Below are 25,210 nucleotides of genomic sequence, written 5' to 3'. Positions count from 1 at the left end.
GACGGTCTCCTTCAACCCCAGCGCATTCGTTCACCGACTTGGGGCTTAAACAGGATTCTCATAAAGTCAGAGCAGGTTCTTCAACTCCTCGGCGACGGTCGCGATCTTCGCGTAGCCGAGAAACGAGACGAACACGAGCGCCGTTGCCGGAAGGACTGCACCCGTTCCGAACGGTGCGAGGCCGCCGTCGCTGGCCAGCGTCGAGTAGTCGAACGAAATAAAGCCCGCGAGAGCGAACGCGGTGAGGATCGCGAGCAGTGCGAACACGATTATCGTCTGAACACCGCCCGTCTCCTTGGCGCCGATATAGTTGATGCCGACGAAGATCAACCCGGCAAGAAGCGCTCCGAACTGAATCGGGCTCAGAAACGCGATCTCTGGCAGCGAAACGAACACGGCGAGATACTGGCCGAACCCGATGCAGTAGAACGCGGACGCGAAGGCGAGTCCCATCCAGTCGCCCATGCCAGCGATCGAACCGAACATCGGTCCGAGCGATTTGTTGATGTAGTAGTAGCCGCCTCCCGCTTTCGGCATCGCCGTCCCGAGTTCGCTCACCGAGAGGGCGTTCACCATCGCGATCAGGCCGCCGACGACGAACGACACCACGACGATCGGTCCCGCCTCGTTGGCGGCGACACCGGGTAAGACGAAGATTCCAGCACCGATCATCGTCCCGATCCCGATCGTCATCGCGGAGACCAGACCGAGGTCCTTCGCGAGTTCCTCGTCACCGTCGGCGTGGCTCATACCGGAATCGTTGCAGACGATGCGCATAATGCTACCGGCTAGATTACTGAAACAGTAATTTTAACGGCCTGTATTAACGCATCAGAAGAGGTCGCTGTGAGATCGATATAAAGTACCGGGCCGCCGTACGATACGAGTACCATGAGTTATCGGCTCGACGAGATCGACCGGCGCATCATTTACGAACTGATGCACGACGCTCGGAATACGTCCGCACCGACGATCGCCGAATACGTCAACGTCTCACCGGGTACGATACGGAATCGCATCAAGCAACTCGAGGAGCACGACATCGTTCGCAGCTACACCGCCGAGATCGACTTCGAACGGGCCGAGGGCCATCTGACGAACCTGTACGTCTGTAACGCACCGGTCTCCGAACGTAACGCACTCGCACAGGAAGCGAGCGCTGTCCCTGGCGTCATCAACGTTCGCCAGTTGATGACTGGGCGGCGGAATCTCCACGTTATGGCCGTGGGGGAAGATACGGAACACCTCAGACGGATCGCTCGAGCCCTCTCGCGTCTCGGGATCGAGATCGAAGACGAAACCCTGATCGAATCCGAAATCAACAGTCCCTACGCGGCGTTTGGACCCGACGAGGAGATTTCGATCGACAGTGCGACGGACTTCATCAGCCTCCCCGGCGACGCGAACGTCGTCGACGTGACTGTACAGGCTGACGCTCCGATCGTCGACCACACGCTCGAGGAGGCGGTGGAACGCGGCGTCCTCGACGACGACTCGCTGGTTATCGCGATCGAGCGAGAAGAGGACGTGTTGACGCCTCACGGAACGACCGTCATCCAGCCGGACGACATCGTAACGGTGTTGTCTCGAAGCGGTGCCACCGATCGCGTGATCGACGCGTTTATCGCCGAAGAAGAGGCCTAAGCTGCCGTTTCGAGCGATCCAATTCCGTCGCAGCTCTACGAACGAGTCGTCCGGTGCGGCCGCTGTGGACACTGTTTCAGTGCCTGCAAGCCGCGTCGTCGAAACAGGAAGTCCCGTTCGAGAGACGGGAAGCCCCACCCTCAACGAGCGAGCCACTATTGTGGCGAGCGAGTAGGGTGGGGTTGTTCACTCGACCGACCGGGCTGCCGTTTCGCCGAGCGGATCCGACGGTCCGTCGTCCACGAGGTCCTCGTCGGATCGATCGTACGGGCTCACCTCGAGGTGGGCGTTCTCCTCGCGGTCGAGCCAGATGGCGATCCCGAGCGCGACCGTACCGACCAGCGCGGCGACGAAGGAAGCGACCGCGCCCGTGAAGCTCTCGGCGCCGCGGACCGCTCGAGCGAGCGAGCCGACCAGTCCGACGAGCCCGCCGGCCAGCCCGGTCGCGCCCGCGCCGTAGAAGACGACCGCGGGGTGGAAGCTCCGGACGACGTACCGGGTCTTGAGCCGCCACAGGAAGCTCCGCAGCAACAGCAGGGAGACGTACCGGACGAACGACGGGTAGCCGATGCTCGACTCCTCCTCGCCGTAGACGGCCGTCATGGGGACGTCGGCGACCCGGAACTCCGCGACGTTGAGGTGGGTGAGGACGTGGTTGAGGAAGCCGTACTGGTCGGTGATCGCCTCGAGGTCGAGGGCCTCGATCGCCTCCCGTGAGATAGCGGTGTACCCGTTCTGAGGGTCCGACAGCGTCCAGTAGCCCGTCGCGAACTTCGAGAGTCCCGTGAGTGCGGCGTTGCCGACGAACCGGAACGTCGACATGGAGTCCCGATCCTCGGGCGCGAGCAGTCGGTTCCCCTTCGCGTAGTCGGCCTCGCCGTCGACGACGGGGTCGAGGATCCGATCGAGGATCGCGGGGTCCATCTGGCCGTCGCCGTTCATCACGGCGACGACGTCGATTCCGTCGTCGACGGCCCGCTCGTAGCCCGTCTTGACCGCGCCACCGTACCCCCTGTTCTCTTCGTGACGGATCGGGACGATCCGTCGGCCGTCGCCGCCGTCGGCGACCGCCCGCGCGGGTTCGGCCGACTCGTTGATTCGTTCGGCGACCCGCTGGATGACGCCCCAGGAGCCGTCGGGCGAGGCGTCGTCGACGGCGTAGATCCGATCGACGTAGGCGGGCACCGTCTCGAGGACGCGGCCGACGAACGCCGCCTCGTCGTAGGCGGTGACGACGACCGCGACCGACTCGCCCTTATACATCGCGTCCACCGTCCGTTCGCCTCGGCTCCGGCGGCTCCGACGCGTCGCTCGCGCCGTCTCCCTCGCCCCCGACGGGCGGCGAGCCCCCGCGGCTCCCCGCGAAGGTGTACTGGCGGTGCCCGGTTCCCGAGAGGTCGACGGCGTCCCGGCCGTCGACGACGACCATCGGCTCGAGCTCGCGCCAGGGGATCGCCTCGAACTCCTCGTGGGGCGTGACGACGACGGCACCGTCGAAGGATTCGTCGGGCAGATCCTCGAGGGCGACCGGGCGGGCGCCGTACTCGGCGGGATCGACCAGCGGATCGACGCCCGCGACGTCGGCGCCGGCCTCCCGGAGCGCCTCGATGACGCCGATCGCGGGCGAGGCGCGGGTCTCCTCGACGCCGGGGCGGTACGTGATCCCCAGCACCGCGACCGAGGCCTCGGCGAGGTCGGTTCCCGTCGCCGCCAGCTCGTCGGCGAGCCTGTCGACGACCACCGACGGCATCGCGTCGTTGAGCTCCCGGGCCGTTCGCATCACCGGCATCGGTTCCTCGAACCGCGACAGCAGGAAGTGCGGGTAGTAGGGAATGCAGTGACCGCCGACGCCGGGGCCCGGCTCGTGGAGCTGACACACCGGAATGCCGTTGGCGGTGTCGATCGCCTCGCGGACGGAGATCCCCAGCTCGTCGGCGAGCCGCCCCAGCTCGTTGGCCAGCGCGATGTTGACGTCGCGGTAGACGCCCTCGAACACCTTCACGGCCTCCGCGGTCGTCGCGTCCGAGACCGCGTGGACCTCGTTGCTCGTGATCTCGTCGTAGATCAGCTCGGCCGCGCGGGTGCTGGCTGCGTCGACGCCGCCGACGACCTTCGGGTAGGCCCCGCGGATGTCCCGCAGGGCCCTCCCCGAGGACGTCCGCTCCGGACAGAACGCGAGCCCGAAGGCTCCGCGCTCGAGCCCGCTCTCCTGGCGCAGGTGTGGGTACAGGACGTCCCGACAGGAACCGGGCGGCAGCGTCGACTCGGCGATCACCAGATCGCCCGGCGCGAGTCCCGCGGCGACGTCCTCGAGGACGGATTCGACGGTCGTCAGGTCCGGCTCGTCGTCCTCGGTCACCAGCGTCGGCACGATGATCGCGTGGATCCGGGCGTCCGCGGCGGCCACGGCGCCGTCGGTCGTCGCCTCGAGCCGTCCGCGCGCGACCTGGTCGGCGACGAGCTCGTCGAGCCCGGGTTCGCCGACGACGTGGCTTCGCCCCTCGGCGACGGTCTCGACGACGGCCGGGTCGACGTCGACGCCGGTGACGTCGCCCGCGGTCTCGGCGTAGACGCCCGCCAGCGGCAGCCCCATCTTGCCGAGCCCGTAGACGGCGACGGGGATCTCGCCCCCGACGAGTCGCTCGCGGAGTTCGTCGTCCGATAGCTCGCCGTCGTACGGCGCGGGCGGACGAGCGCTCATCGGGCGTTCACCTCCCGCCCGCGTCGTCCGCCGAGTTTCGCGTCGATCGCCTGGACCGTCTCGAGGGCGGCGACGCCGTCCTCGGCGGTCACCTCGGGGTCGGACCCGCTGCGGACGGCCTCGAGGAACGACTCGAGTTCGCACCGCAGGGGCTCGCTCGTGGCGATCCGCGGCCGTTCGACGACGCTCTCGTGGCGGTAGCGGTTCTGGCCGTCGTCGGTGAGGTACTCGGGGTAGGAGTCCCGGTGGATGAGCACGGACTGCTCGAGGTAGTCAACCTCGACGAGACACTCCCTGGCGGTGACGGTGAGCCGCCTGACCTTCTTCTGTGTGACCCGGCTCGCGGTTAGGGCGGCGACCACGTCGCCGTACTCCATCGTCGCCGTCGCGTACCGCCCGTCGGCCGCGCCGATCGCCGAGATCGACGTCGGCTCCCGGCCGAGGACGGCGCCGACGACGTCGACGTCGTGGATCATCAGGTCGAAGACGACGTCGCCGGGCGCGTCCCGGTTGACGGGCGGGCCGAGTCGTTCGGCCTCGACGCCGATGATCTCGAGGTCGTCGATCAGCTCCTCGAGCATCCCCACCGCGGGGTTGAACCGCTCGATGTGGCCGACCTGGAGAACTCGCCCGTGCTCCCGGGCCAACTCGGCGAGGGCGCGTCCCTCCTCGACCGTGCCCGCGATCGGTTTCTCCACGAGGACGTCGAGGCCGGCCTCGAGACACCGCGAGACGACGTCGGCGTGGGCGTGAGTCGGTACCGCAACGGTGACGGCGTCGCACCGATCGAGCAGCGTCTCGAGGTCGACGGCGTCGGTTCCGTACTCGGCAGCGACCCGTCGGGCGACCTCGCGGTCGCGGTCGGCGACGCCGACGAGGTCGACGGTTCGCAGCTCGCTGTACACCCTCGCGTGGTTCTCGCCCATCGAGCCGGCGCCGATGACGCCGGTCCTGACGGGAGGTTGGTCTGTCATTGCGTATCGTAGTAGTCGTGTACCGCCTCGACGACGGTTCGTCGCCCGTCGGCCGACAGCATCGGGTGGACGGGCAGGGAGAGGACTTCCTCGGCGGCCCGCTCGGCCTCCGGGAACGTCGCCGCGGCCGTGCTCACGGAGTCGTAGGCCGGCTGGCGGTGGATCGGTCGCTCGTAGTAGATCCCGGTGTCGACGTTTCGCTCCGCGAGCGCCGCCGCGAGCGCGTCCCGGTCGTTCGCCCGAACCGTGTACTGGTGGTAGACGTGGCGGTACCGGGCGGGCTCGGTCGGCGTCTCGAGGGACAGGTCGGTGAAGGCCTCGTCGTAGGCGGCCGCGTGCTCGCGGCGCGCCCGATTCCGGGCAGGCAACCGCTCGAGCTGGACCCGACCGATCGCGGCCGCGATCCCGGTCATCCGGTGGTTGTGGCCCAGCTCGAGGTGGTCGTAGCCGCCGGTTCCGGTCTCGCCGCGGCCGTGGTTGACGTACCGGGCTGCCCGGTCGGCGACGTCCTCGCGGTCGGTCGTGACGATCCCGCCCTCGCCCGTCGTCATGTTCTTCGTCGGGTAAAACGAGAAGCAGGCGGCGTCGCCGAGGGTGCCGACCCGAGTCCCCTCGCATTTCGCCCCGTGGGCCTGGCAGGCGTCCTCGAGGACGAACAGGCCGTGCTCGTCGGCGAGATCTGATAGCGCGGGCATCGGGGCCGCAAGCCCGTAGAGGTGCACCGGTAGCAGGCCGACGACGTCCTCGCGGTCGCGGACGACCCGTTCGACCGCGCCGGGATCCAGCGCGTACGTCTCGGGGTCGATGTCGGCGAACACGGGCGTCCCGCCTGCGAGCCGGATCGCGTTCGCGCTCGCGACGAACGAAAACGGCGAGGTGACGACCGCGTCGCCGTCCTCGAGACCCAGCGCCTCGAGGGCGGTCACCAGCGCCGTCGTCCCGTTCGAGGTCGCGACCGCCCGGTCGGTGCCACAGAAGGCGGCGAACTCCGCCTCGAAGGCCCGAACCTCGGGCCCGTCGGCGAGTTCGCCGCGCTCGAGGACCTCGCGGACGCGATCGATCGCATCCTCGTCGAGCGACGGGTCGGCGATCGGGACGGACTCGTCGTCCGCGGGGGCGCGCTCGATGGCACTGTCGGCGCCGTCGGCGTCGGTTTCGGTGTCGGTCATTCGAGCTGGTTCGGTCCCTCGAGGGGGGCTGGAAGCGGTCGCGTTCGAGCCGGTGCGCCCACGGCGAGGCTGTCGGCGGGGACGTCCTTGACGACGACAGCGCCGGCCGCGACGAACGCGTTCTCGCCGACGGTCACCCCCGGCAGGATCGTCGCGTTCGCGCCGACGGAGGCGCCGTCCTCGAGGGTCGGCCCCTCGAGGTCGGCCTCGGTTCGGACGGGGTACTCGTCGTTGGTCATGACGGCACCCGGGCCGACGAAGACGTTGTCCCCGATCGTCGTCTCGGTCGGCACGTAGACGTTCGTCTGGAGGCTCACGTGCGAACCGATCGTCGTCTCGCCGTCGATAACGGTCTTCGTGCCGACGAGGACGTCGTCGCCGATCGTGGTTCGCTCGCGGATCAGGACGTCGTGGCCGGTGGTGAACCCGTCGCCGATCGTTACGTCGCCGTAGACGATCGAGCCGGCTCTGATCGTCGCGTCGGCGCCGATTCTGGTAGGTTCGTCGAACTCGCCGTGATCGATCGTCGCGTCGGCGGCGATCGTACAGTTCTCGCCCGAGACGAACCGCGTCACGGGGACCCGCCTCCGCTCGAGGGGGCGCTCGGAAGCCGTCCCTCTGTGTCTCGTCGGTCGTGTCTGTGTTCTCTCATAGCTACTCGGTGCCCGAATGGGCAGTCGTCCGGACACACCCGGTAGCGCGGCTTTGTTATCCCCGGCTTGACGGGCGCGTAGTCCCGTACTACGCGAGCGCTCACGGGGCGGACGCCGGTGAGGCCCCGATCTGCGGTCGCTCGCCGCCGACGCCCGACTTCAGGCCGGTGAAACTCCGATTCTGACGTCAATCACGGCTCCTAACCGGTATATAGCGATTTCAGGTCGGTAACTGCGAGATAGTAAAGGCTCGACCCGTCCCACTCGGTGGTGTGAGTCATCCGAACAGCCCCCACGGACGGATACGGGAGTCGGAATCGGGAGGGAAACCATGACCGACGGGGAGTTCAGTCAGGCCGAACTGTTCGACGTCTTCAGCAACGCGCGCAGGCGCTACGCCGTCAAGTACCTCCGGCGAGGGGGCGGCACCTGTGACCTCGCGCCGTTGGTCGAGCAGGTCGCCGCCTGGGAGAACGGGATCGGGACCACCGAGGTGACCCGGACCCAGCGGCGCCGGGTCTACATCTCGCTGTACCAGACCCACCTGCCGATGCTCGAGGACCACGGCATCGTCGACTGGGACCCCGACACGCACACAATCGAACTCCTCCCCAGCGCCGACGTGTTCGAGCCGTACCTCGACAGGCGCCCGGGGTACCAGCGCCCCTGGCACCGGCTCTACGCGGCGGTGACCGCCCTCGGCGTCGTCGCGCTCGCGCTCACCTGGCTGTCGATCGGCCCCGCGACGACGGCGCTGGCCCCGCTGGTCGCGGTGGCGCTCTGTCTGGCCGTGCTGGCGGTGTCGATCCTCCAGTACGTCTCGAGGCGACCGACGCTGACGCTGCCGTTCGGCGCGGCGGGTCGGTAGTCCGACCGCACCCCGCAGACGACGCGATTCGAACGGCGACGGGGCGTTCGCGGTTCGATTACTCGCTCTCCGCCTCGTCCGGCTCAGGTTCCTCCGCGACGGTCACCCAGAAGTACGCCTCCTCGAGGGCGTTCTCCTCGGTCGGGGTCGTCGGCGCCTCCTCGCCCTCGAACAGCAGGACGCTGATCCGAACGGTCTCGCCGGGTTCGGCCGTCGGCGCCACCTCGTAGGTGCCGTCCGCGGCCGAGCCCGCACCGACCGTCGCGCCGATCCGACCGCGCTCGGTTCGGTCGACGACCTCGCCGCCCTCGACGACCTGCTCCTGAACGACGATCGCGTACTCGCGGGTCTCCCCGCCGCCGTTTTCGACCTCGATCGTGACCGGAACCGACTCGCCCGGCGCGACCTCGTCGGGGAACTCCCCGGCGACGAGCTCGCCGTCCTCGGTCTCGGAGTACAGCGAGAGCTGGTCGTACCCGCCCGCCGAGGCCGGAAACAGGAACGCGGCGAGGAGCGCGCCGAGCGCGACCGCGATCGCGACGCCGAGGACGACCGACGACAGCCCCACCCCGCCGCCCAGTCGCTCGCGGATCGTCCGGATCGAGACGGTAAATCGGACGGCCGCGGGGGTTCGCAGTCGGCGAACGACCCCGAGCTGGGCCAGCCCGATGGCGACGGCCGCCAGCCCGCCGGCGACCGACGCCGCCTCGAGCGCGAAGCCGGCGAACGGGAGCGCGATCACGACGATCGGCCCGACGGCGATCGACAGAGCTAGCCCGAGCGCGAGTCGCTCGGTGACGTCGATCCCGCGCGGACGACGGGTCGTCGCCGTCCGCGCCGTTCGTCTGGCGCTTCGCTCCCCGGCCGGGAACAGCACCGAGACGAGGGCGTACCCGGGGAGAAACAGCGCGAGCGGAAACGTCGCCAGCAGCCGCGGCGCGGTCCCCGGCTCGAGGTTCGTGACGGCGGCGTAGGCAAGCGCAGCCGCCAGCGAGACCACCGCCAGGTCGAGGGGGTACCACCGGAGGAAGCCGAACCGCGGCTCCGCGCTCGTCGGGTGACTCATCCGACGCTCACCGCGGCTGGTCGGGCGATCGGCGACTCGAGAACGGGGGCTACTACCATGGATCGTTGAGCCGGTCCCCGCTCGCGGGCTTTGTTATATCCGGATTACGGCTCGACGGGACCGATCGGAAACGCACGGATCGACGGCGCGGTTCCGGATCGGGATCGACAGCGGCGGGCTACAGGTCGACGTACTGTTGCTCCCACTCGCGGCGCTCGCTGATCCGTTCGCGCCCCTCGTCGGTGATCGCGTAGTAGTTGGTGCGTCTGTCGAGCTCGCCTTTCTCGACGAGGCTTTTGTTGACGAGCGTGTCGAGGTTCGGGTACAACCGTCCGTGGTTGATCTCGGAGCTGTAGTACTGTTCGACCTCGTCTTTGACCGTCTGTCCGGACGGTCGATCGGCGCCCGCGATCACGTACAGGAGGTCGCGCTGGAAGCCGGTCAGATCGTGCATTGCTCAATCACACTGACCGTTCCACTGAGCGGATATTTGTTATCCGTATCGTACAGCCGCGTTAGTAGTTCTTTCCGATCCGACCGCCCGAAGTAAGATGATGCTGGTCGCGACGGTACGGCACCCCCCGTGCGGCGCTCGGACCCGCCGTCGCTACTCGGTTTTCGACAGCGAGACGTCGATCCCGCTCGAGTCGATTCTGATGCGCAGTCCCTCGACGGTCGCCCTGTAGGCCGTCGTGTGCGAGCCACTCTCCTCGAAGCGGACGCACTCCTCGAGGAGGTCGCTCTCGAGGAGGTTATTGATGCGCCGATAGACCGTCGCCGAGGAGCTGTCGGTTCGGGCGGTCAACTCCTTGGCCGTCTTGGGGCCGTCGCTGGTCGCGACGAGGATCGTCCGTGCGCAGTCGTCCCCGAGGACGTTCAGCTTCACTGACGGGTTCGAGTCCGATTCCGCTCGTGTCTCGGTCGCTTGCGTTGACATAGTCGTGATCACCCAGCTGTGCCGGAGCCCCCGGTACCGGTAGACGGTACGAGCTCCGGTCCTAGAGCCGCGGCGGTCCGCGGTCGTCGACCCCGGCGCCGCGTTCCAACACGTAGATCGGTAAGCGGTAGTGGTATTTGATAACGGTGGACCTTACACCCAGTTGCAAAATCTCCGCCAACGGAAACTGTTGCTTTCGGTCGAGAAACGGACACTTTCGATCGGCGTCGAATTCGAGACGTCGCGGCAACGGTCGGCGAACCCGGAAGAACCCGGCTGAATTCACCTTGAGATCGGATCCGTCCGTTCGACCGAAAGCCCCGATAGCGGTCGCAGTAGCCGCCAACGCGGGCAGAAATGACGGGTTTCCGGGAGTATCCACCCGGTCGCGGAGTGAACGGTCGCGGTCCTTTATCCACATCTACCCCCCTGCATGGGAGTGAGGTCGGATGGCGCGATCCCGTCGCCCGTCCGCGACCCCCTTCCCTTACCCATGAACCCCACACAACACGGCTGGAAACCGATGGAATCGTCGTCGGCAGGCGCTCGCTGTCGAAACTGCGGGACACACGTCACCCAGCAGTTCGCCCGGGTTTTCGGCGACAACGGCGACGTCGTCCACGGCTGTCCCGCCTGCACGACGTATCGGGAGATGCAATCGGGCGGCCACCTGCCCCGCTAATCGCTCGCCCCGTTTTCCCCGTGTTAGTTTCCTGTCTCGGCCGATAGAATACAATCCTTCCGGAACGAAAGTACAGGAATTAATACCGCAGGTTGAAGTCGGTGGTCGGCGAAACCCTGGCGTATGGTAGTGGGTGGTAGACCGGTCGAGAACTACACGTCGTCGGACGCTTCTTGAGAATGTCCGTACAGACGAACCGAACCGACTCGCTCGAGGAAAGCGAGGTCTTTCACATTCTAGGGAACGATCGCCGCCGAGCGATCGTCCAGTTGCTCGCCGGAGAGGCCGGCCAGATCGACGTCTCGGACGTCGCGACTGAGATCGCGTCGACCGAGTCCGACGCGGCGTCGGTTCCGAACAACCTCTACAAGAGCGTCTACGTCTCTCTCCAGCAGACCCACCTCCCGCAGCTCCAGGAGGACGATGTCATCGAGTACGACTCCGAGGCGAAGACGATCCGTCCCGGTCCGAACTTCGACGACGTCCTCGGGTACGTCGACGGCGAGACGAGCGATCGCTCCTCGACGCTTCGCCTTCATCTCGGGATCTGCCTGCTCGGACTGCTCCTGATCGCGATCGCCGGCCTCGACGGAACCGCCTCGAGTCTCGATCCCGTCCTCTCGAGCGTGCTCGCGTTGCTCGTCGTCGCGGCGAGCAGCCTCTACCAGCTCCTCGGCTAACCGCTCGACCCCGGACCGTCTCACTCGTTTTTGGGTCGCTCCGGCGACTTCGAGGCGGTCGGCTCGTGACCCGGCAGACAGACCAGGTTCTCCCGCCCCAGCCGGAGCTTCGTGACCTGCTCGTCCTCCTCGAGTTCGGCCAGCAGTCGGCTCACCTTCGCTTTCGACCAGTCGACGGAGTCGACGATCTTCGACTGTTTCATTCGGCCGCCGTTTTCCCTGACGAGTTCGCACACCCACTCCCGATCGGTCATGAACTCCTCGTCGCGACGCGGTTCGGACTCGCTTCCGAGCGAGGTCGTCCCGACCAGCTGGTTCCGGGCGACGAGAACGCCGCCGAGTATCACCAGCGCGAGGAGTCCGACGACGGCCGCGAGGTGGGGATCCCAGACGAGTCCGGGACCGGAGACGTCTCCGGGGACGGTACCCTCGGTGGTCGACGGAACGAGCGCGCCGGTAGCGGAAGGAGTCGTGATCATGGTGGCTGGAGAGATCGGTCCGTGGTACCGCACGCTGCGGAGCGACCGTCTTACGCAGAACCGTCGATAGCGCCCCACAAAGTATTTTTTATAAATCATGTAGTGTTATCCCAGTCACTGTATGTCACCTACAGCCCAGTATCAGGCGATTTAGCGCCACATCTAGATATCAACAAAGCGTGTTCTATTCTGATACGTCTGCGGCGCGCTACACCCCGGGGACGCCCGCTGCTTCGAATGCGGTGAGGCCGAGGAACGCGAGCACGTAGAGGACGACGAGCACGGCGAGCCAGGCGACGATCGTGATGACGAGCGCGTCGATCCAGCCGCCCGGATACCGGGCGTTGATCACCGCGAGATAGGCCAGAAACACCAGTATCGGGCCCAATAGCGGAATCCATCCCAGGAAGAGACCGACGACCGCCCAGACGATCGCCCCGATGAGGGCGGTGATCAGTGCGTAGGTGTAGTCCTCGGTGTCGACGACGACCTTCGCGCCGACGAAGATGCCGAACGCGCCGATCAGGAGGCTGACCAGGAAGACGACGAGGTTATCGATCATAGGTCGATCGCACCCGGCCGAGCCCGTTAGTTATCTCTCACCTACGCGAACCGATCGAGAATCGCACGAGCGGCGTCGATCGATTTCCGCAACTCGAGGCGGAAACGCGCCAATCCGTCGATACCGACGGAAAACCACGATTAGCGACAGGACCGGCTCGAGGCGACGATCGCGGTCGCCACGGTCGGCCCGAGCACCACGCTTGAGGGGCGACGCCGGCCGGGCGAGAGCCGACCGATCGAGCCAACAGAAGGTATATCCGGGCTTCGCGGGTACGTGATCCCGATGACCGCCGATCTCGTCGTGCGAAACTGCACCGTCGTCACCCCCGCCGGGCGAACCCCCGACGCGGGCGTCGCCGTCGAGGACGGGACGATCACCGCCGTCGCGCGCAGCGACCGCCTCCCCGACGCCGAGCGGGTCCTCGACGCCGAGGGGGCCGTCCTCGTGCCGGGCGTCGTCGACTGTCACATCCACAACCGCGAGCCCGGCCTCGAGTACAAGGAAGACTGGGAGTCGGCCACCCGCGCGGCGGCCGCGGGCGGCGTGACGACCGTCGTCGGGATGCCAAACACCGATCCCGTCATCGACCGCCCCGAACGCCTCGAGCTGAAGTACGAACGGGGCGAGGCCGGCGCCCACGTCGACTTCCAGAGCTACGCCGTCGTCACCTCGGAGAACCTCGAGGCGATCCCAGACCTCGACGCGGCCGGCGTACTCGGGTACAAGATCTTCCTGGGCTCGACGGTCGGGGACGTGCCGCCGCCGACCGACGGCGAGATCCTCGAGGCGATGGAGCGGATCGGCGAGACGGGCAAGCGGCTGGGCTTTCACGAGGAGAACGGCGAGATCATCGATTATTACACGGCGCGGTTCCAGGCCGACGGTCGGAACGACCCGATCGACCACTCTCACTCGCGGCCCGCCATCGCCGAACAGGAGGCCGTCGAGCGGATGATTACCTTCGCCGCGGAGACCGACGCGTCGATTCACATGTTCCACGTCTCCTCGGGCTCCGCAGCGGAAGCCGTCGCCCGCGGCAAGGAGCGGGGCGTCGACGTCACCGCGGAGACGACGCCGCACTACCTCTGGTTCACGGAGGAGGTCATGCACGAGAAGGGCAACGTCGCCCGGATCCAGCCGCCGATCCGCGACGCCGACGAGCGCGAACGGCTCTGGGAGGTCGGGATCGACGGCGGCGCGATCGACTGCGTCGCGACCGACCACGCGCCCCACACCCCCGAGGAGAAGAAGGTCGACGACCCGTTCGGCAACACCTGGGAGGCGACCTCGGGGTTCGTCGGCCTCGAGACCGAGGTCCCCGTCATGCTCAGCTTCGTCGACCGGGGTCGGCTCACCCTCGAGGAGTGGGTGCGTCGCCACTCGACCCGGCCCGCGCAGGTGTGGGGGATGTACCCGCAGAAGGGGTCGCTGCAGATCGGCACCGACGCCGACTTCACGATCGTCGACCCCGACGAGGAGTGGACCCTCGAGAGTTCCGACAAGCTCCACTCGAAAAACTGCGTGACGCCCTTCGTCGGGGAGTCGTTCGTCGGCAAGCCGACAGCGACGGTCGTCCGCGGCGAGGTCGTCTACGAGGACGGCGACGTGGTGGGCGAGTCGGGGTACGGGATGCGGGTCGACGTCGACTGATACGGACTGCTGTGACGATTTGCCAGTGCGACCGCAGAACGGTCGCAGTCGCGCCGGAAATAACTTACAGCAGTCCGTATGCGGCCGTCAGTCGAGGTCGGCCCCGACGGCGTCCTCGACCGACGAGAAGCCGTCCCGTTCGAGCAGGTCGACGAGTCCGCGGTTGATCCGTCTGGCCGTCCCGGGACCGCCGTAGACGAACCCGGTGTAGAGCTGGACGAGCGAGGCGCCCGCCCGGATCTTTTCGTAGGCGCGTTCGGCCGAGTCGACGCCCCCGACGCCGATTATCGGCAGGTCGTCGTCCGCGTTTCTCGCCAGCGTTCGGATCGTCTCGGTCGAGCGCTCCGCCAGCGGCGCCCCGCTGAGCCCGCCCCGCTCGGCGGCCGTCGGCGAGGTGACGCCCTCGCGGCTGGTGGTCGTGTTCGTCGCGACGATCCCGTCGAGGTCACAGTCCTCGACGATCCCGAGGAGCTCGAGCATCGAGTCCTCGGGCGAGTCGGGACCGATCTTGACCAGGATCGGGACGTCGTCGTCGTTCTCGGCCGCGAGGGTCTCGAAGATCGACCGCAGGTGGTCGGGGGCGGCCTCGTCGAACTCGTCGGGCGTGTTCGGACAGGAGACGTTGACGACGACGTAGTCCGCGAAGGGCGCGAGCCGGTCGAACACGCGCCGGTAGTCCTCGATCGCCTCGTCCTCGCTCGAGGAGTTCATCTTCCCGACGTTGATCCCGAGCGGGACCTGGGGCGGCCCCTCGCGCTCGAGCCGAGCCCGGACCCGTTCCATCCCCTGGCCGTTGAACCCCATCCGGTTGACCATCGCCTCGTCCTCCCGCAGTCGGAACAGCCGCGGGCGGTCGTTTCCGGCCTGGGGGTACGGCGTCACCGTCCCGACCTCGACGAACCCGAACCCGAGCGCCTCGAGGGCGCGGGCCACCTCAGCGTTCTTGTCGAACCCCGCGGCCACCCCCACCGGGTTCGGAAACCGGGTGCCGAACAGCTCGATCTCGAGCGCCGGGTGGGCGTACCGGTAGTTCGAGGCGAGTGCCGCTCGAGTCGGCCACGTCGACTGCATCGCCCGTAACGCCCGTTTACCGAGCGCGTGGGCCGTCTCGGCCGGGAGTGTGAACGCGAGCGGACGGACTCGCGAGTACAGCGTCATCGGTACCGACTGGGGGTAGCGGGAAGGTAAACCCCTCGAAACCCGTGGGCTGGGTTCTTCGGCACGTCAGCGCCCCTCGAGCAGCGCCATGATCGCGCCCCCGCCCCCGACGCTCATCCCGACGAGGCCCCGCTCGACGTCCGGGTCGTCCCGGAGCTGGGAGGCCAGGCTGGCCGCCAGCATCCCCCCGGAGGCGCCGATCGGGTGGCCGAAGGCGACCGCCCCGCCCGACGGGTTCATCTTCTCGCGGGGAATCCCGAGGCGGTCCATGACGTACACCGACTGGGCCGCGAACGCCTCGTTGATCCAGAAGACGTCGACGTCCGCGACCGCGAGGTCGTTGCTCGCGAGCAGGCTCGCGACGACGTCGCCGACGGCCTCGTTGAACTCGTCGGGGTCGCGGTAGACCAGCTCGTAGTCGACGACGGTCGCCAGCGGCTCGAGGCCGCGATCGGCCGCCGTGTCCGCGCCGGCGAGCAACACCGCCCCGGCGCCGTCGCTGAGCTTCGAGGCGTTGCCCGGGGTGATCGTCCCGTCCTCGCGGAAGGACGGCGACAGGGCGGCAAGGTCCGACAGCGTCGAGTCGGGACGGGGCCCCTCGTCGGCGTCGACCGTTCCGTCCCGCGTGTCGACGGGGACGATCTCGTCGTCGAACGCGCCCGACTCGATCGCCTCGGCCGCGCGGCGGTGGCTCTCGAGGGCGTACTCGTCCTGGGCCTCGCGGGAGACGTCCTCGCGGTCGACGAGTCGCTCGGTGATCTCGCCCATGTGCACGTCGAGGTTGACGTCCCACAGCGAGTCCATGATCATCGAATCCTTAAGCGTCACATCGCCGTGGCGCCGCCCCCTGCGGTAATCCGGCAGGATCCAGGGAGCGTTGGTCATCGACTCGAACCCGCCGGCGACGGCGAAGTCGACCCGCCCGGCCGCGATCCGGTCGAACGCCAGGGCGATCGCTCGCAGCCCCGATCCCGAGGCCTCGTTGACCGTCGTCGTCGGCGTCTCGTTCGGGAGGGCGGACTCGACGACGGCCTGACGGCCCGGCACCTGTCCGATCCCGGCCTGGATGGCGTTGCCGAGGGCGACCCAGTCGACCGCGTCGCCCGGGAGGGCGGTTCGCTCGCACAGTCCGTCGATCGCCGTCCGTCCGAGTTCGACCGCCTCGACGTCGGCGAGCGACCCGAGCAGGGTTCCGTGGGGCGTTCGCGCGCCGGCGACGAGGACGGTCTCGCGCGTGTCGGTCATACCCCCCGTGACGACGGGAACACGAATCAATGTTCGTGATCGTTTTTCGGCCGCGATCGCGGCGAGTCCCCGCGAACCGACGCCGTCCCGGAGACGGCGCCCTCGAGCGCGGCCGCGGTGTCGGAATCGGACGAGCGATTTATCTCTCGCCGTGCGCGTTGTAATCTGTGCGGATATCGTCCGAGAAAACCAACGGTGGGACGCGTCGGGCCCGCCCGACGGATAACGAAATCGTTTTCCTACGGCTACCGCTTGAATCGATTACCAACGAGAGCCATGAGTGTACAACGACGGTCGCGCGGAGGGACCTACCGTGGCGACTGAACGACTCCTCGTCCCGCTGTCGGAGACGGTGACCGTCCGGCAGACGGTCGGCTACGCCGTCCGATCCGGACTCGAGCGGGCCGACGACCTCGAGTGCCACCTGGTCGTCGCGATGCCGAGCGACCGGGAGTTGCCGGAGGGAACGTCCGAGGTCGACGAGGCGGAATCGCTGCTCTCGAAGGCCGAAAGCTGGGTCGAGGAGGACGCCGAGGGCTCGTCGGTAACCGTCGAGACGGCGGTTCTCGGCGCCGACGAGTACCTCTTCGGTCCGCGGGACTTCGCGCGGACGTTCGCGTCCTACGCCGCGGCTCACGACGTCGACCGCGTCGTCCTCGATCCGGAGTACCAGCCGGGCGCGACGGCGGGGATCATCCAGCCCCTCGAGCGCGAACTCGAGGCCGCCGGACTCGCCTACGAGGAGGCGCCCGTCGAGCGCCCGGCGCGCCACGAGCGGCTGATCGGCGACGGGACCCAGCGGTTCGATCGGCTGTTCGCGACGTTCGTGATCTCCTACGGCTTCTACATGATCCTGGGCGATCCGACCTACTGGTTCGACTGGGCCACCGGCGCAGCCGTCGCCGGGATCGTCGCGGCCACGCTGGCGAACGTGACGTTTACCTTTCCGCTCGATCGCGTGCAGTCGCCGCTGCGGACGGTGCGGTTCGCGCTCTATATCCCCTACCTGCTGTACGAGATCGTCAAGGCCAACCTCGCGATCTCCGTGGTGATCCTCCGGCCGTCGATGCCGATCGATCCGAAGCTGACCCGGGTCGACGCCCGCGTCAGGAGCGGTCTGCCGCTGCTGGCGCTGGCGAACAGCATCACGCTGACCCCGGGGACGCTGACGGTCCGGGCCGACGACCAGCGCCTGATCGTCCACTCGCTGATCGCCGGCGCCCGCGAGGACCTGTTCGACGGCTCGCTCGAGCGCGCGGTCCGTTTCGTCTTCTACGGCCGCGACTCGGCCGCGATCGCCACGCCGCGCGAGAGAGACGACGCCGAGGTTATCGGTGGTGAGGAACTGTGAACGGCGAACTGCTCGCCGACGTCTTTCTCGGAGCCGCGGCCCTGTTCGTCGTGCTGGCGATCGTGTTGTTCTACCGCGTCGCCGCCGGGCCGACCACCCAGGACCGCCTGCTCGCGGTGAACGTGCTGGGAACCAACACCGTCGTGATCCTCGCGCTGCTGGCCGTGGGACTCGACGAGACGTCGTTTCTGGATATCGCCCTGATCTACGCCCTGCTGAACTTCCTGATGGCGATCGCCATCTCGAAGTTCACCGTCGAACGGGGTGGGGTGCTGTGATCGAGACGATCCGCTTCTGGGCGATCGTCGCCCTCGTGGCGTTCGGACTGTTCTTCACGTTCGTCTCCGTCGTGGGGGTCATCCGGCTGCCGGACGTCTACGCGCGGTCTCACACCGCCTCCCAGACCGACACGCTCGGCGCGGGGCTGACGCTCGCGGCCGTCGCGCTGGCGCTGGGCTGGCAACACGCCACGGTCTACACCGTACTGTTGCTGTTTTTCGTGTTCATCACGAACCCGACCGCGGCCCACGCGATCGCCCGCTCGGCGGCCGAGTCGGGGATCGTTCCCTACGAAAACGCCGTCGACGAGGAGGGTGAGTCGCCGTGAGCGTGATCGCCTACTCGCTCGCCGTGTTCGTCCTGCTGTCGGCGGTCGCGACCGCCCTCTTTCGGGACGTCCTGTCGGCGATCATCGTCTTCGCCGCCTACAGCCTCGGGATGGCGATCCTCTACACCTACCTGCTGGCGCCCGACGTCGCGATGACCGAGGCCGCGATCGGCGCCGGCGTGACGACGATCCTGTTGCTGTTGACCATCGCGCGGACGACCCGTCCGTCCACGGACGAGGTCTTCGAGCGGGTCGACGTCCCGGCGGTGGTCGTCGTCGGCGCGTTCGTCCTTGTGCTCGCGACGCTGTTGCCCGACATGTACGCCGTCGGAACGCAGGACGCGCCGATCTGGGGTGCGGGAGTCCTCTCGGAGACCCCCACCGTGCACTACGTCCAGGAGGCCTACGCTGAGACCCACGCTCACAACGCGGTGAGCGCGGTGCTCGCGTCCTACCGCGGGTTCGACACCTTCGGCGAGGCCGTCGTCGTCTTCGCGGCCGGCCTCGCCGTATTGCTCGTGTTGAAACGGGAGGTGTTCGCGTAATGTCCGACGCCGACTCCTACGGCGATACCTACACCGAGAGCCAGGTGATCATGACCGCGGTCAAGATCATCGCCCCGTTTACGATGACCTACGGCCTGTTCCTCACGTTCCACGGCACCGACACGCCCGGCGGGAGCTTCCAGGGCGGAACGATCGTCGGCGTCACCGTCCTCATGCTCGCGTTCGCCTTCGGGATCGAGTCGACCCGACGTTGGATCCGACAGTCGCTGATCGTCGGCCTCGTCACCGGCGGCGTCGTCATCTTCGCCGGAACCGGCGTCGCGACGATGGCGCTCGGCGGCGGCTTCCTCGAGTACGAGGCGTTCGTCGATCGGTTCGGCATCTCCCACTACTGGGGGATGGAGGCCGTCGAGGTCGGCGGCGTCGCCCTGATCGTCGCCGGGATCATCGTGACGCTGTTTTTCGCGACGGCCGCGGGCTTTACCCCCGTGGGCGACGACGCGGACCACCACGAGATGGGGGTGGGCAACGATGATTGAGGGCGGACTCGAGATCCTGGCGTCCCGGTACGCCTACGCCCTGATGTTCGTCCTGATGGGTATCGGACTGTACATGGTGATCGCCAACGAGAACCTCGTGAAGAAGCTGATCGGCGTCAACCTCTTCCAGACCGCGATCTTCCTGTTTTTCATCGCGGTCGCCTACGTCGAGGGCGGGTCGGCCCCGATCGTCCCCGCGGAGAGCGGCGAGGCGGTCGCCAGTCCGCTCCCGCAGGTGATCGTCCTGACGGCCATCGTCGTCGGCATCGCGCTGACGGCGGTCGGCCTGGCGCTGGTCGTCCGCATCTACGCGGAGTACGGTACTCTCCGCGAGGACACGCTCAGGGAGGTGCGAGCCGATGAGTAGCGCCGACGCGCTGTTGCCGCTGCTGATCGCCGCGCCGATCGTGATGGCCGCCGTGCCGATCGCGCTGGGCCTGTGGACCGACCGGACCGGCTGGTGGGTCGCCGCGCTGGCGACGATCGGACTGTTCGGCGCGACCGCCTCCCTCGCGAGCGCGGTCGCCGAGACCGGACGCGTCGTCCACGTGCTCGGGGGGTGGGGAGAGCCACAGGGGATCGGCATCGAACTCGTCGCCGACCCGTTCTCGGCAGTGATCGCGCTGCTCGTCACCCTCACCGCCGCGGGCCTGCTCATGTACACGCGCACGGGCGGTCCGCGCGGGAACACGTTCTACGCCGGCTACCTGTTGCTCGTCGGCGGCCTGCTCGGCATCTCGCTGACCGGTGACGTGTTCAACCTGTTCGTCTTCCTCGAGATCACGGGACTGGCGACGTACGCGATGATCTCGAGCGGCGACGGCCCCGAGTCCGCCGTCGCGGCCCTGAAGTATCTCATCCTCGGCACCGTCGGCGCGTCGCTGTACCTGATCGGCGTCGGCTTCCTGTTCATGGCGACTGGCGCCCTGAACATGGAGGTGCTCGGCGCCGAGGCGATCCCGGCGATTCTCGAGGCTGGCGGGCGGGACCTGACGCTCCTGCGGGCCGCGTTCGCCTTCGTCTTCGTCGGCTTCGCGCTCAAGGTGGCCCAGTGGCCGCTGCACACCTGGCAGCCCGACGCCTACCAGCACGCTCCCGACGGAATCACGCCGCTGATCGCGGCGCTGGTCTCGACGGCCTACGCGTACGCGCTCGGCCGCGTGATGTTCACCGTCTTCGGCGTCGAGTTCCTGACGACGACGCCGTACCTCCAGGAGATCGTCGTCGCCGTCGGGGCCGTCAGCGTGGTCGCGGGAAGCGCCCTCGCGGTGCTCCAGCAGGACGTCAAGCGGATGTTCGCCTACTCGTCGGTCTCGCAGTTCGGCCTGGTCGTCGCCGCCTACGGCGCGCTGACCGAGACCGCACTGGTCGGCGCGGTCGTCCACCTCGTCGGCCACGGGGTGATGAAAGCCGGGCTGTTCGTCGCCGTCGGGATCGTCGCGATCAGCTACGACGCCCGGACCGTCGACGAGTACGCCGGCCTCGCCGACGACAGACCGTTTCTCGCCGGCCCGATCGCGCTGTTGCTGGCGGCGCTGGTCGGCATCCCGCCGGCGGCCGGCTTCGTCGGCAAGTGGTACATCGCCCTCGGCGCCGTCGAGGCCGAGCTGTGGCCCGTCGCGGGCGTGATCCTGTTCAGTACGATGCTGACACTCGCATACTCGGCCAGGCTGCTCGAGAAGATGTACTTCACGCCGGCCCCGTCGGTCGAGTCGCCCGGCGAACGCGGCGTGGCGACCGACGGCGGGAACGGCGATCCGGGGATCCTCATGGAGTCCAACCGGTTCCGGCGGGGATCGCCCGACGACGTTTCGATCGGAATGCTCGCCGCACTCGCCGGAGCCGTCGCCCTCGCGATCCTGCTCGGGTTCGCGGGCGGGCTGTTCTTCGAGTGGCTCGAGCCGTTCACCTCGGAGGTGTTCTACTGAATGACCGAATCATCCGTACTGCCGCTCGCCGCCGTCCTCGCGTCGGCGGTCGCGATACCGTTGATCGTCGCGTCGTATCGCTATCCGAACGTCCGCGAGGGCTGGTCGGTGTTGGCCGCCCTGACGAAGTTCGGTATCGTCGCCAGCATGCTCCCCGGCGTAATGGAGGGTACCGTCTACGAGTGGAGTCTGCGGGACTCGCTCGGAGTCGACTTTCTGGCCGGACTCGACTTCGTGTTGCGGGCCGACCCGCTCGGGATGCTGTTCGCGTTGCTGGCCAGCTTCCTGTGGATCTTCACCGCCTTCTACGCGACGGGGTATATGCGCGGGCTCGACGAGCACGCCCAGACGCGCTTTTTCGCCTCCTTCGCGGCCAGCCTCTCGACGGCGGTCGGCATCGCCTTCGCGGGGAACCTGGTGACGATCTTCGTCTTCTACGAGCTGTTGAGCCTCGTCACCTACCCGCTGGTCGCTCACAACGAGGACGAGGAGGCCCGCGTCGCCGGCCGGAAGTACGTCACCTACACCTTCTTCGGCGGCGGCGTCCTCCTGCTCGCCGGAACGGTGCTGGTGTACTGGCTCACCCAGGGCGTCGGGGAGGCGACGGTCGCCTTCGAGGCCGGCGGGATCGGGGCGCTCGCGGAGGCCGCCCAGGCCGAGCCCGGGATCGCCCAGGCCGCCTTCTACCTGCTGATCGCCGGCTTCGGCGTCAAGGCCGCCGTGATGCCGCTTCACTCCTGGCTGGCCGACGCGATGGTCGCGCCGACGCCCGTCTCGGGGCTGCTCCACGCCGTCGCGGTCGTCAAGTCCGGCGCGTTCGGGGTGGCGAGGGTCATCCTCGAGGTCTTCGGTCCCGGGTTGATCTCCGATCTCCCCCTCGAGGTTCCGGGGATCGGCGCGGTCGGACTGAACGTCCCGGTCGCGATCATGGCCGCGTTCACGCTGACGGCGGCCAGCATCATCGCGATGCGCAAGGACCACCTCAAGCGCCGGCTCGCCTACTCGACGACGGCTCAGCTCTCCTACATCGTGCTCGGGCTGTCGATGCTTCACCCCTACGCCGTCGTCGGGGCGCTGTTTCACATTCCCGCCCACGCGTTCGCGAAGCTCACGCTGTTTTTCTGTGCGGGAGCGATCCACGTCGAGACCCACACCGACTACATCAGCGAGATGGCCGGCATCGGCAAACGGATGCCGCTGACGATGTCCGCCTTCGCCGTCGGCGCGGCCGGGATGGCCGGGTTGCCGCCGCTGGCCGGCTTCGTCAGCAAGTTCTATATGCTGATCGGCGCCGGCGACGTCGCCGGCGGCTACTGGCTGTTCGCCGGCGCGCTGTTGCTCTCGGCGGTGCTGAACATCGTCTACCTCTGGCCCGTCGTCTACACCGCCTTCTTCGAGAGCGAGGACCGCCACGACGCCAAACCGGTGCTGGAATTCCCCCGGGGCGGCCTGTTCGAGTCGTACGCCGACGAGGAGGACATCGCCGCCGACGGTGGTGAGTCGAGCGACGACGAGGACCGTCCCTTCGAGGCGGACGACGAGAACTACGAGTACGCCGTCGACCGCTACCCCAGCGACGCCGACATCCCCGAACGGTTCGAGGGAGAGCGGGTTAGCAGCGTCGACCACCACGGCGACCACGACGACCACCTCACCGGCGGTCCGTCCGCCGAGGCCTGGCCACGTCGCTCGCCGTTTTCCGAGAGCACGTGGCTCATGCTCGTACCCATCGCCGTCATCGCGACGGGCGCGGTCGTCCTCGGGATCGTCCCCGACCGCGCGGTCTTCCTCGAGCTGGCGATGCGGATCGTCGAGGGCGTCTTCGGGATGCCCTTCGAGGAGCTCTCTGACGTGCCGTTCGACGAGCTCCTGGCGGGGGTGAGCGAATGATGGCGCTCGGACCCGAACTCGAGTTCCTCTCGGCGGCCTACCCGCCGCTCGTGGTCCTCGTGGCGGCGTTGCTCGTGCTCGTCCTGCCGCGGATCGCCGGCTTCGCCGTCGGCGCGGCCAGTCTCGCGGCCGTGCTGGCGATTTCGCTTCTCGCGCCCGGCGGCGAGCATCTCGGCGGGACCTTCCTCGGCTTCGAGGTCGTCCCGTTCCTCGTCGACGACTTCTCTCGCATGATCGGGATCGGACTGGGCTTTCTCGGGATCTGTAGTGTCATCTACGCCTACTCGAGCGAGGCCAGCGAGACGCTCGTCGCGTTCGCACTGGCGTACGTCGCCTCGTCGATCGGGGCCGCCTTCGCCGGCGACTGGCTCGTCCTGCTGTTCATGTGGGAGCTGATGGCGGTGACGAGCACGCTGGTCGTCTGGCACTACGGCGGCGACGCGGTCCGCGCGGGCTTTCGGTACGCCGTCTTCCACGGTACCGGCGGCGTGCTCGTGATGATGGCGGTCGCGGTCCACTACGTCCAGACCGGCACGTTCGTCTACGACGGCTCCGGCATCGCCGGCGGCGTGCCGGCGCTGCTCGCAGTGCTCGGGATGGGCGTCAACGTCGCGTTCGTCGGCCTCCACACCTGGTTGCCCGACACCTACCCGCGTCCCCACATCGCGGCCTCGGTGTTCCTCTCGGTGTACACGACCAAGACGAGCGCGTTCGTCCTCTACCGGGCGTTCCCGATCGGCGGCGAGAGCGACCTCGCGATCTACGTCGCGTACATGGGCGGCGTAATGTCCGTCTACGGCGCCAGCTTCGCCCTGCTGCAACACGACATGCGGGCGCTGCTGTCCTACCACATCCAGGCACAGCTCGGCTACATCGTCGCCGGGATCGGGATCGGCGCGGGCGCCGCGACCTCGGAGCTCGCCACCGCCGGCGCGATGACCCACCTGTTCAACAACATCCTGTTCAAGAGCCTGCTGTTCATGGCCGTCGGGGTGGTCATCTACCGCACCGGGAAAGAGGACCTCTACGAACTGGGCGGGCTCTGGCGCGAGATGCCCCTGACCGCCGTCGCCTTCGGGCTCGGCGCGCTCTCGATCACCGCGATCCCGGGCTTTAACGGCTACGTCAGCAAGGGGATGCTGTTCGACGCGGCCAACCCGGGCTACTACGGGACCCCCGAGTACCAGGCGCTGTACTACCTCCTGTGGCTAGGCGCGATCGGGACCCTGCTTTCCTTTATCAAGCTCGGCTACTACGTCTTCTTCCACGGCGAGAGCGACATCTCGGTCCCCGACGCCAAGCCGGGCCAGACCGTCGCGATGTTCGGACTCGGCGCGGCCTGTCTGCTGTTCGGCGTCTGGTGGCAGGGCCTGGCCGACCTCGCACCGACGCTCCACGCCGCGGGCGGGCACTTCGAGTTCGCCTACCCCAGCGGCGAGAGCGAACTGCACCCCTACAGCGCGAGCCACCTCGAGACCGCGGGGATCCTGACGGGGGTCGCGGCCGTCACCTTCGTGATCGTCCGCAAGCCCCTCTCGAAGCTCGATCTGTCCGATCCGGCGACGGTCGTCTTCCCGGCGGGATACTCCCTCGGGCGGTGGTCGATGCTCGCGGTCACCGAACTCTACGCCGCGGTCGATCGGGCCGTCGTCGACGTCGTCACGAGCTGCTACTGGATCGGTACCAATCCGGCCCTGGCGGTCGACGCGACGGCCCGCCGACTGCCCGACTGGATGGTCGACGTCGAGGAACCCCGTCCCGCCGACGGCGGCCGTCCGTCGACGATCCACCTCCGGGCGAGCGTCGGGCTGACCGTCCTCGTGCTGACGGTCGTGCTGACGGTCGTTCTCTGGTTACTGCTCTCCTGATCGGAGCCGACGTTCCCGGCTTCGAAGTCGGCGGTCGGCACGCCGTCGCC

The 25,210-nt window shown here is 67.8% G+C and carries 27 protein-coding genes and 1 pseudogene; 14 read left to right on the top strand and 14 right to left on the bottom strand.

Annotated features, from left to right (window positions below; genetic code table 11):
- Positions 1 to 75: 75 nt before the first annotated feature.
- A pseudogene (locus GWG54_RS04410) lies at positions 76 to 750 on the bottom strand (APC family permease); the annotation flags it as partial.
- A 141-nt stretch (positions 751 to 891) separates the two neighbouring features.
- Here GWG54_RS04410 and GWG54_RS04405 point away from each other — a divergent pair.
- Positions 892 to 1,644 (top strand): Lrp/AsnC family transcriptional regulator, encoded by a 753-nt coding sequence (locus GWG54_RS04405; protein ID WP_167936619.1) that lies wholly within the window; start codon positions 892 to 894, stop codon positions 1,642 to 1,644.
- 186 nt (positions 1,645 to 1,830) lie between these two features.
- On the opposite strand, the gene GWG54_RS04400 is transcribed toward GWG54_RS04405, so the two are convergent.
- The 5 genes from GWG54_RS04400 to GWG54_RS04380 are packed head-to-tail and all read right to left on the bottom strand — an operon-like array spanning position 1,831 to position 7,063.
- Positions 1,831 to 2,907, bottom strand: a complete 1,077-nt coding sequence (locus tag GWG54_RS04400; RefSeq protein WP_167936628.1) for a glycosyltransferase family 2 protein — start codon at positions 2,905 to 2,907, stop codon at positions 1,831 to 1,833.
- A complete protein-coding gene (locus tag GWG54_RS04395) occupies positions 2,900 to 4,345 on the bottom strand; it encodes a nucleotide sugar dehydrogenase (protein ID WP_167936618.1) in 1,446 nt (481 codons plus the stop codon). Before GWG54_RS04395 ends, GWG54_RS04400 begins: the two co-directional genes overlap by 8 nt.
- Positions 4,342 to 5,319, bottom strand: coding sequence for a Gfo/Idh/MocA family protein (locus GWG54_RS04390; RefSeq protein WP_167936617.1), 978 nt, complete (start codon positions 5,317 to 5,319; stop codon positions 4,342 to 4,344). Before GWG54_RS04390 ends, GWG54_RS04395 begins: the two co-directional genes overlap by 4 nt.
- On the bottom strand, positions 5,316 to 6,488 hold the full coding sequence (locus GWG54_RS04385; protein WP_167936616.1) for a DegT/DnrJ/EryC1/StrS aminotransferase family protein: 1,173 nt from the start codon (positions 6,486 to 6,488) through the stop codon (positions 5,316 to 5,318). The genes GWG54_RS04390 and GWG54_RS04385 overlap by 4 nt, the downstream gene beginning before the upstream one ends.
- The gene (locus GWG54_RS04380) at positions 6,485 to 7,063 is read right to left on the bottom strand and encodes an N-acetyltransferase (RefSeq protein ID WP_167936615.1); all 579 of its coding nucleotides are present in this window, start codon (positions 7,061 to 7,063) and stop codon (positions 6,485 to 6,487) included. Before GWG54_RS04380 ends, GWG54_RS04385 begins: the two co-directional genes overlap by 4 nt.
- A 409-nt stretch (positions 7,064 to 7,472) precedes the next feature.
- On the opposite strand from GWG54_RS04380, the gene GWG54_RS04375 reads away from it, so the two are divergent.
- Positions 7,473 to 8,009: a hypothetical protein gene (locus GWG54_RS04375; protein ID WP_167936614.1), complete on the top strand. Its 537-nt coding sequence runs from the start codon at positions 7,473 to 7,475 to the stop codon at positions 8,007 to 8,009.
- Positions 8,010 to 8,067: 58 nt separating this feature from the next.
- Here the strand turns inward: GWG54_RS04375 and GWG54_RS04370 are convergent, their stop codons facing one another.
- From GWG54_RS04370 to GWG54_RS04355, 4 genes are all read right to left on the bottom strand, one after another.
- A complete protein-coding gene (locus GWG54_RS04370) occupies positions 8,068 to 9,075 on the bottom strand; it encodes a DUF1616 domain-containing protein (protein WP_167936613.1) in 1,008 nt (335 codons plus the stop codon).
- A gap of 178 nt (positions 9,076 to 9,253) precedes the next feature.
- A complete protein-coding gene (locus GWG54_RS04365; protein ID WP_008425351.1) occupies positions 9,254 to 9,529 on the bottom strand; it encodes a PadR family transcriptional regulator in 276 nt (91 codons plus the stop codon).
- Between the two features lie 153 nt (positions 9,530 to 9,682).
- Positions 9,683 to 10,012 (bottom strand): helix-turn-helix domain-containing protein, encoded by a 330-nt coding sequence (locus tag GWG54_RS04360; RefSeq protein ID WP_167936612.1) that lies wholly within the window; start codon positions 10,010 to 10,012, stop codon positions 9,683 to 9,685.
- Positions 10,013 to 10,073: 61 nt separating this feature from the next.
- Positions 10,074 to 10,433 (bottom strand): hypothetical protein, encoded by a 360-nt coding sequence (locus GWG54_RS04355; protein ID WP_167936611.1) that lies wholly within the window; start codon positions 10,431 to 10,433, stop codon positions 10,074 to 10,076.
- Between the two features lie 102 nt (positions 10,434 to 10,535).
- Between GWG54_RS04355 and GWG54_RS04350 the strand changes: the two genes are divergently transcribed.
- Together GWG54_RS04350 and GWG54_RS04345 are read left to right on the top strand one after the other, a co-directional pair.
- On the top strand, positions 10,536 to 10,694 hold the full coding sequence (locus tag GWG54_RS04350) for a hypothetical protein (RefSeq protein ID WP_008425347.1): 159 nt from the start codon (positions 10,536 to 10,538) through the stop codon (positions 10,692 to 10,694).
- Positions 10,695 to 10,873: 179 nt separating this feature from the next.
- Positions 10,874 to 11,374: an ArsR family transcriptional regulator gene (locus GWG54_RS04345; RefSeq protein ID WP_167936610.1), complete on the top strand. Its 501-nt coding sequence runs from the start codon at positions 10,874 to 10,876 to the stop codon at positions 11,372 to 11,374.
- 20 nt (positions 11,375 to 11,394) lie between these two features.
- On the opposite strand, the gene GWG54_RS04340 is transcribed toward GWG54_RS04345, so the two are convergent.
- Together GWG54_RS04340 and GWG54_RS04335 are read right to left on the bottom strand one after the other, a co-directional pair.
- Complete coding sequence (locus GWG54_RS04340; protein ID WP_167936609.1) at positions 11,395 to 11,853, bottom strand: membrane-associated protein/domain-like protein; 459 nt, start codon at positions 11,851 to 11,853, stop codon at positions 11,395 to 11,397.
- A gap of 208 nt (positions 11,854 to 12,061) precedes the next feature.
- Positions 12,062 to 12,415 (bottom strand): hypothetical protein, encoded by a 354-nt coding sequence (locus GWG54_RS04335; RefSeq protein ID WP_167936608.1) that lies wholly within the window; start codon positions 12,413 to 12,415, stop codon positions 12,062 to 12,064.
- Between the two features lie 285 nt (positions 12,416 to 12,700).
- On the opposite strand from GWG54_RS04335, the gene allB reads away from it, so the two are divergent.
- Positions 12,701 to 14,068, top strand: a complete 1,368-nt coding sequence (gene allB / locus GWG54_RS04330; RefSeq protein WP_167936607.1) for an allantoinase AllB — start codon at positions 12,701 to 12,703, stop codon at positions 14,066 to 14,068.
- 87 nt (positions 14,069 to 14,155) lie between these two features.
- Here the strand turns inward: allB and GWG54_RS04325 are convergent, their stop codons facing one another.
- Together GWG54_RS04325 and GWG54_RS04320 are read right to left on the bottom strand one after the other, a co-directional pair.
- Positions 14,156 to 15,226: a quinone-dependent dihydroorotate dehydrogenase gene (locus tag GWG54_RS04325; protein ID WP_167936606.1), complete on the bottom strand. Its 1,071-nt coding sequence runs from the start codon at positions 15,224 to 15,226 to the stop codon at positions 14,156 to 14,158.
- A gap of 66 nt (positions 15,227 to 15,292) precedes the next feature.
- Entirely contained in the window at positions 15,293 to 16,471 is a 1,179-nt protein-coding gene (locus GWG54_RS04320; RefSeq protein WP_167936605.1) for a thiolase family protein, read from the bottom strand.
- A gap of 313 nt (positions 16,472 to 16,784) precedes the next feature.
- On the opposite strand from GWG54_RS04320, the gene GWG54_RS04315 reads away from it, so the two are divergent.
- The 9 genes from GWG54_RS04315 to GWG54_RS04275 are packed head-to-tail and all read left to right on the top strand — an operon-like array spanning position 16,785 to position 25,160.
- The gene (locus GWG54_RS04315) at positions 16,785 to 17,822 is read left to right on the top strand and encodes a monovalent cation/H+ antiporter subunit E (RefSeq protein WP_167936604.1); all 1,038 of its coding nucleotides are present in this window, start codon (positions 16,785 to 16,787) and stop codon (positions 17,820 to 17,822) included.
- Positions 17,819 to 18,100, top strand: a complete 282-nt coding sequence (locus GWG54_RS04310) for a cation:proton antiporter (protein ID WP_008425331.1) — start codon at positions 17,819 to 17,821, stop codon at positions 18,098 to 18,100. Before GWG54_RS04315 ends, GWG54_RS04310 begins: the two co-directional genes overlap by 4 nt.
- On the top strand, positions 18,097 to 18,429 hold the full coding sequence (gene mnhG, locus GWG54_RS04305; protein ID WP_167936603.1) for a monovalent cation/H(+) antiporter subunit G: 333 nt from the start codon (positions 18,097 to 18,099) through the stop codon (positions 18,427 to 18,429). The genes GWG54_RS04310 and mnhG overlap by 4 nt, the downstream gene beginning before the upstream one ends.
- On the top strand, positions 18,426 to 18,974 hold the full coding sequence (locus tag GWG54_RS04300) for a DUF4040 domain-containing protein (protein WP_167936602.1): 549 nt from the start codon (positions 18,426 to 18,428) through the stop codon (positions 18,972 to 18,974). Before mnhG ends, GWG54_RS04300 begins: the two co-directional genes overlap by 4 nt.
- A complete protein-coding gene (locus tag GWG54_RS04295) occupies positions 18,974 to 19,474 on the top strand; it encodes an MnhB domain-containing protein (protein ID WP_167936601.1) in 501 nt (166 codons plus the stop codon). The genes GWG54_RS04300 and GWG54_RS04295 overlap by 1 nt, the downstream gene beginning before the upstream one ends.
- Positions 19,467 to 19,841, top strand: a complete 375-nt coding sequence (locus tag GWG54_RS04290; RefSeq protein WP_167936600.1) for a cation:proton antiporter subunit C — start codon at positions 19,467 to 19,469, stop codon at positions 19,839 to 19,841. The genes GWG54_RS04295 and GWG54_RS04290 overlap by 8 nt, the downstream gene beginning before the upstream one ends.
- Positions 19,834 to 21,402 (top strand): proton-conducting transporter membrane subunit, encoded by a 1,569-nt coding sequence (locus tag GWG54_RS04285; RefSeq protein ID WP_167936599.1) that lies wholly within the window; start codon positions 19,834 to 19,836, stop codon positions 21,400 to 21,402. Before GWG54_RS04290 ends, GWG54_RS04285 begins: the two co-directional genes overlap by 8 nt.
- Positions 21,403 to 23,292, top strand: a complete 1,890-nt coding sequence (locus tag GWG54_RS04280) for a proton-conducting transporter membrane subunit (protein WP_167936598.1) — start codon at positions 21,403 to 21,405, stop codon at positions 23,290 to 23,292.
- Positions 23,292 to 25,160 carry a Na(+)/H(+) antiporter subunit D gene (locus tag GWG54_RS04275; protein WP_167936597.1) on the top strand — a complete coding sequence of 623 codons (1,869 nt, stop codon included), beginning with the start codon at positions 23,292 to 23,294 and terminating at the stop codon, positions 25,158 to 25,160. The genes GWG54_RS04280 and GWG54_RS04275 overlap by 1 nt, the downstream gene beginning before the upstream one ends.
- Positions 25,161 to 25,210 lie beyond the last annotated feature (50 nt).

It is taken from the genome of Natronococcus sp. JC468, assembly GCF_012163165.1.
Lineage (GTDB): Archaea > Halobacteriota > Halobacteria > Halobacteriales > Natrialbaceae > Natronococcus > Natronococcus jeotgali.
The sequence above is the reverse complement of the archived record's forward strand: the minus strand, read 5'-3'. Positions and strand labels throughout refer to the sequence as shown.